Source organism: Bacillus sp. NPDC094077, from assembly GCF_050279465.1.
Taxonomy (GTDB): Bacteria; Bacillota; Bacilli; order Bacillales; family Bacillaceae_G; genus Bacillus_A.
The window spans coordinates 909,343-915,490 of the sequence record NZ_JBNNUF010000001.1; the positions used below are offsets into that span (position 1 = coordinate 909,343).

A 6,148-nucleotide genomic window follows, 5' to 3' on the forward strand; every position below is an offset into this window, starting at 1 on the left:
TATCCACCTATTTCTTATTTAAATCGATTTATTATATACATAATAAAAGATAGTACAATACTTAACACAATACATGTAATGATAGGAAAATAAAAGGTAACGTTTCCTTTTTTCACAAAAATATCGCCTGGAAGCCTTCCAATGAACTTCCAAGCTAACCCAATAACAATGAGTAAGATACCTGCTGTAATAAGCAATTTTGGCATCTCCGTCATGGTTGCGGCATCTCCATTCCGAAATGCTCATACGCAAGTGGCGTTACGATTCGGCCTCGCGGTGTTCGTTGTAAAAAGCCAATTTGTAATAAATACGGCTCATACACATCTTCAATCGTATGAGATTCTTCCCCAATCGTTGCCGACACGGTTTCTAATCCAACTGGACCACCACGGAACTTTTCAATAATACCAAGCAATAATTTATGATCAATATGATCGAGCCCTAATTTATCAACTTGCAATAACTCTAGCGCCATTTGTGTAATTTCCATCGTAATCGTTCCGTTACCACGAACTTGTGCGAAATCACGTACACGTCGTAATAGACGATTCGCAATACGAGGTGTACCACGGGCACGTCTTGCAATTTCTAACGCTGCTAACGAATCAATTTCAACTTCGAACACTTCTGCTGTACGTTCAACAATCGCAGACAGCTGATCTACTGTATAATACTCTAATCGTGAAAGCACACCGAAACGGTCACGAAGTGGTGCTGATAGTGCCCCGGCGCGTGTTGTCGCCCCAACTAATGTAAATGGAGGTAAGTCTAAACGTACAGAGCGAGCTGACGGTCCTTTTCCAATTACGATATCAAGACAAAAGTCTTCCATTGCAGGATACAGTACTTCTTCAATCGATCTATGCAAACGATGAATTTCATCAATAAATAATACATCCCCTGGCTGAAGCGCTGTTAATACAGCCGCTAAATCTCCTGGTCTTTCAATTGCTGGACCAGATGTTGTTCGAATATTAACGCCCATTTCATTTGCAATAATATTCGCAAGCGTCGTTTTACCAAGTCCTGGAGGTCCATATAAAAGCACGTGATCTAACGTTTCTTCACGCATTTTCGCGGCTTCAATAAACACCTCTAAATTATGTTTCGCCTTATCTTGGCCAATATACTGACGGAGCGTCTGTGGCCGCAACGAATACTCTAAATCCGCATCTTCATATGCAGATTCCCCTGAAAGGAGACGTTCGTCCATTATACTCACCTCTTACCATTTAGTAAAAGACTAAGTGCCTTTTTAATATACTGATCCGTCGTTAATGATTCTTTTAATAACTCTGGTACAACGCGAGAAACTTCTCGTTCTGCGTATCCAAGTGCGCGCAGGGCCTCCAGTGCCTCATCAAGCTCAGCTGATGAACCTTTCTTCTCATCAAAACGTTCTACATCTGAGAATAAATCAACAAATGCATCTGGTACGACATCTGCTAGTTTTCCTTTTAAATCTAAAATCATTTGGCGCGCTGTTTTCTTTCCGACACCCGGGAACTTCACTAAAAACTTCTCATCTTCATGTTCAATTGCTTGAACAACCTGTCCTGTTTGACCAGAAGCTAAAATTGCAAGAGCGCCTTTTGGTCCAATACCAGACACACCTAACAACTTTGTAAATAATAAACGCTCTTCACGTGTTTTAAACCCGTAAAGTGCCATAATATCTTCTCTCACATAATGATATGTATAGACACGGATTTCTTGCTTACTTCTTTGAAATACATACGGATTTGGTGTGAAAATTTGATAACCAATTCCATTATGGTCAATTACGACATATTCGGGTCCTACATACTCCACGTAACCTGTAACATATTCAAACAAAATACGATCTCTCCCTCTTAAATCATGTATTCCATTTTAACATATTTAATGACAGAAAAGCGAGACTACCCCAACAAATGTTCTCTATTTAAAACTTCTGTTATTTTCCATTGACAGAAAGTATAAAGCATCTTAATATACAGAAGTCGATAATGATTATCAATATTAATTAAAGGGGTTACATTAGGATGAAACGTAAGTTATTTATTTTATTTACTATTATGCTAGTTGTTCTTTCTATCGTTGGCTGTTCTTCTCAAAAAGAAGAATCGAAAGCAAAAGAACAACCGAAAACAAAAGTTGTAAAACACGCTAAAGGGGAAGCTACAATTCCAGTAAATCCAAAGAGAATTGTTGACTTATCTGGATCAACAGAAGAATTATTACTTCTTGGACACAAACCTGTTGGTACAGCAAATACATATAAAGATAAAATTCAAAAGCACTTAACAGACAAGCTAGACGGAGTAAAAGCTGTCGGCTGGTACTGGGCACCTAAAGTTGATTTAGAAGCTGTTACGGCTTTAAAACCAGACTTAATTATTTTAAACAATCGTCAATTAAAAATTTATGATCAATTAGAAAAAGTAGCACCGACAGTTGTTCTAGAAACAAATTTAGAAGACTGGCGCGGTAAATTTAAAGAAGTAGGTAAACTATTTGGCGAAGAAAAGAAAGCAGATAAATGGATTGCAGACTACGATAAAAAGGCAGACTCTTTATCTAAAAAAATTAAAGAGAAAACAAAAGATGAGAACTTTATGTTCGTTGCAGTTACACCACAAAACTTCCGTGTATACGGTAGCTTCGGATACGGTGACATCATCTTTAACGACTTAAAACTTCCAGCAACAAAAGGTACAGATTTAAAACAAACGATGGCACAAGTATCACTAGAAGGCCTTGTTGCATTCCAGCCTGACCAAATGTTTATTGTAAACTTCGGCGGCGAAGCTGACAAAGTTTACGAAGACTATAAAAACAGTGCCGTTTGGAAAGATAATAAAGCAGTAAAAAGTAAGCACGTATACGAAGTATCAAATGAAGTCTTTAATACGAAAGCATTCAATCCAATTGGGAAAGATATGCTAATTGATGAAATCGCAAAAGAAATCTTAGATAAAAATAAGTAAGCAAAAAAGCAGCTCACCATGAGCTGCTTTTTTGCTTACTTTGCACTGCGTATTGCTTCATTTTTTCAATCGTCTTCACAAAACCCTCTTTTGATTTTATACGAATACCACGCTTCAGTTTCGCACGCTCATAACTCTCAAGCTTTTTCATATCAATTCGAAAGAACGAATGAATTGCGTTGTCACTTTTGGGCACACCTTTGAAAATTTGTAATATCCCTTCCTCTGAAACACCAAAATAACCACTCGTCTTCAATAACGGAGAAATATCATCAATTTTCTTTTGCAATACGATTTGTACATCATCACGATCAACGAGTTGCCACTCTTTATATTGCTGTAAAAACTTTTCTAAATCCGCTACTTTTTCTGTCAGTATTTCTTCACTTACTTCACCATCAACATACATACGCTCTAATAAAATCGTAACTTGAGGTTCCTTCTCTGTTACTTCTGGTACTGGCCCTTCCGCCCTCGCACTCGTTTCATAAACTAAACAAAACATCATAACGAATGCTTGTACTGCAATCAGTATCCATTTCATTTCCGTTCACCTCTTCTAGGCAAAATCAAACTTTCATTAGTAGTTTTTCCGGAAATGGGGGTTTTATCCCTAATTCATAGCATGTCACCATTAAGAATTATAGAATTCGATTATTTGTACTTCTTTATACTATTTCTACTTACTTAGAATTGCAGCTATTATGTGCAATTAGCTTTTTGTCTTTATTAGATTCCATCGTTGCTATGTAAACACCAATTAGCACAATTAGCATTCCACCTAATTGTTGCCACGTAACAATTGCTCCATACACTTGTAAATAACTTTATTTTCTGACTTTAGAACGAACAAAAAAGAGAAGCTTGGATTCCTCCAGTCTTCTCCTTACATTCATATAAAATGAAAGACGCCTGCAAAGCAGGCGTCTTGATGCGTTTACGGCGAGAGACCAGGCGACCACATTCGCGTGTTTAGCACTTAAGCATATCTCTCGTCTTACGTAAATTAGCTCATCGCTTTGCTAATATAACATTAATAGCGTATAAGCGCAACATGTTTATAAAAATATTTTATTCCCTCTTTCATCCAAATATTTTTATGTAAATTATAAATTGATAAATGCAATATATATGTTACAATCGATATAACAGCGAAATCATAATAAACAGGAGATGGATATTGTGAAAAAAATAAAAGATGAACGTCTTATACTGCAAACGTTAAAAAACATACGTATTGCCTTTCTTTTTCAATACATTGGTATAATCGGAATTTTAGGCTATATCGGAGTCACTGAAGGAATGGATCAAATTACGAAATCTCCATTATGGTTATTATTTATTCTTACAAGTATGTTATTTAGTTATTTACAGTTAAGTGTTTCAATCGATGTAGAAGAAAGTGAAAAGGAAATACAGTTAACTCCTTATTACAAACTTGTCTTACGTTCCCTTATCGTTGGAATTATTATGGCTATTATTTATATCATTTTCAGTCCAGAAAGACCTCTGTTTGAAGCTATTCTAACAGGTAGTATTCTCTTCATATGTTTTTTAGTTTCTTACTCCGTTAGTTATTTTATTAAAAAGCGTCGTTTACAAGACGAAAATGAATAAAGAGGAAGGGATCCCCTTCCTCTTTATTGTTATCGCACAGTACCAGTTAGGCCGTAACGAATGTCTCGGAACATATTTGTTATGTCACGATTAAAATCGTTTGTAACTGTACCGTTACGTAGACGCGTACTCATTGCATCAACACGAGTAAACATGTCATTTCTTACAGAGACGTACACGTTTCTGTTTCCAGCTTCATTCGTAACAGCTTGACGAATTTCGTTTGCCATCGCTGTTTCATCTGTCACTGTATTACGTGGTTTTACCGCAATCGCTACATCGTTTCCATATACAACTGTAGATACTCGATCTACGTTATTCATACGTTTCACACGATTCGTAATTTTTTCTGCAGTTTTACCATCATTGTTAATGTATGAATTGTTCATTGTAATATTACGAGTTGGGTGCGGATTCGCGATTTGCCCGTTGTAATTTACATCACGGTAATAATTATATCCAGTACCGTTACGGTTATCATACACATTGTCTGTTGCTCTGTTTCCATTTCGGTATGTTACATAATCTGTATAACGATCGTTACGCGTTACATTACCACGATATGGATGTGTATCATTATAAGATGTACGCTCATAATTATAATTACGCCCGTCCATCGCGCTTTTCTCTTTAGGTGTACCACATGCAGCTAACGCACTGGTAACTAACAAAGAAGCAGCAATCACTTTTACTTTCGTATTCAATAGAAAAACCCCCTCTATTAGAATGAACTCCTCTTTTGAAAAGCTCCCTCTTATGATGAGTAACAGAGAAGGTTTTTACACTGTTAATATTTCACTGGGAATTTTCTAACACTTAATGAAAAACATTTATTTTCTTAATTAACATAAAGTGAAACTTTAATCAGTAGGGGTTTTGTCCATCCCCCACTGATTATTAGTTGAACCAATCGGGCTTTTACGGGCAGTTGATCTCCTAACTCCCTCGCATTCGCCGAATTTTGAGGTGGGAGTCTTACTGCCCACAAATAGCGGGATAAATGCAAAAAAGGCGGGAATAATCCCACCTTTTTTAAACTTCCTCTTCGTCCTCTTCTTCTGAAACTGGCTCTCCAAATACATTTGGTGGATCTGGTTGATAATACATTGTCCCTGGCTGTGGTGCATATGCTGACTGAGTTGGTTGATAATATAAAGGATTCGCATATTGTGGTCCCCCAGGTTGCGGACTATATAACCTACTCTCTCCTCCGCATCCACAATCTTCCTCACCTTGTACGAGTGGCGGCATATTATTATCCATTGGCATCATATTTGGGTTTGGCATAGACGTGTATTGCGGCCCAAATGGCGCTCCTTGCTGATATGGCATATTGTAGGATGGATTTTGTTGTTGATAATACGGATTTGGCGGCATCATGTTCGGCATTTGGTTGTTATCCATTATCGGCATCATGCTCGGCATTTGGTTGTTATCCATTATCGGCATCATGTTCGGCATTTGGTTGTTATCCATTATCGGCATCATGCTCGGCATTTGGTTGTTATCCATTATCGGCATCATGTTCGGCATTTGGTTGTTATCCATTATCGGCATCATGT

General features: G+C 37.3%; 7 protein-coding genes and 1 pseudogene. 2 read left to right on the plus strand and 6 right to left on the minus strand.

Annotation, left to right across the window (positions count from 1 at the left end; all coding sequences use genetic code 11):
• Nucleotides 1-14: 14 nt before the first annotated feature.
• The 3 genes from ACQKNR_RS04755 to ruvA are packed head-to-tail and all read right to left on the minus strand — an operon-like array spanning nucleotide 15 to nucleotide 1,836.
• Entirely contained in the window at nucleotides 15-215 is a 201-nt protein-coding gene (locus ACQKNR_RS04755) for a DUF2905 domain-containing protein (protein WP_427315719.1), read from the minus strand.
• Complete coding sequence (gene ruvB / locus ACQKNR_RS04760; RefSeq protein WP_427315721.1) at nucleotides 212-1,213, minus strand: Holliday junction branch migration DNA helicase RuvB; 1,002 nt, start codon at nucleotides 1,211-1,213, stop codon at nucleotides 212-214. The genes ACQKNR_RS04755 and ruvB overlap by 4 nt, the downstream gene beginning before the upstream one ends.
• Nucleotides 1,214-1,218: 5 nt before the next feature.
• The gene (ruvA, locus tag ACQKNR_RS04765) at nucleotides 1,219-1,836 is read right to left on the minus strand and encodes a Holliday junction DNA helicase RuvA (RefSeq protein WP_193410459.1); all 618 of its coding nucleotides are present in this window, start codon (nucleotides 1,834-1,836) and stop codon (nucleotides 1,219-1,221) included.
• 188 nt (nucleotides 1,837-2,024) lie between these two features.
• Here ruvA and ACQKNR_RS04770 point away from each other — a divergent pair, with 188 nt between their 5' ends.
• Nucleotides 2,025-2,969, plus strand: coding sequence for an iron-hydroxamate ABC transporter substrate-binding protein (locus tag ACQKNR_RS04770; RefSeq protein WP_427315723.1), 945 nt, complete (start codon nucleotides 2,025-2,027; stop codon nucleotides 2,967-2,969).
• A gap of 13 nt (nucleotides 2,970-2,982) precedes the next feature.
• Here ACQKNR_RS04770 and ACQKNR_RS04775 read toward each other — a convergent pair whose 3' ends face one another.
• The gene (locus ACQKNR_RS04775; protein ID WP_427315725.1) at nucleotides 2,983-3,513 is read right to left on the minus strand and encodes a BofC C-terminal domain-containing protein; all 531 of its coding nucleotides are present in this window, start codon (nucleotides 3,511-3,513) and stop codon (nucleotides 2,983-2,985) included.
• Nucleotides 3,514-4,151: 638 nt separating this feature from the next.
• Here ACQKNR_RS04775 and ACQKNR_RS04780 point away from each other — a divergent pair.
• Nucleotides 4,152-4,586: a branched-chain amino acid ABC transporter substrate-binding protein gene (locus tag ACQKNR_RS04780; RefSeq protein ID WP_427315727.1), complete on the plus strand. Its 435-nt coding sequence runs from the start codon at nucleotides 4,152-4,154 to the stop codon at nucleotides 4,584-4,586.
• Nucleotides 4,587-4,615: 29 nt separating this feature from the next.
• Here the strand turns inward: ACQKNR_RS04780 and ACQKNR_RS04785 are convergent, their stop codons facing one another.
• Together ACQKNR_RS04785 and exsA are read right to left on the minus strand one after the other, a co-directional pair.
• Nucleotides 4,616-5,290 (minus strand): YhcN/YlaJ family sporulation lipoprotein, encoded by a 675-nt coding sequence (locus ACQKNR_RS04785; protein WP_427315729.1) that lies wholly within the window; start codon nucleotides 5,288-5,290, stop codon nucleotides 4,616-4,618.
• 328 nt (nucleotides 5,291-5,618) lie between these two features.
• Nucleotides 5,619-6,148: pseudogene (exsA, locus tag ACQKNR_RS04790) on the minus strand (spore coat assembly protein ExsA); the annotation flags it as partial.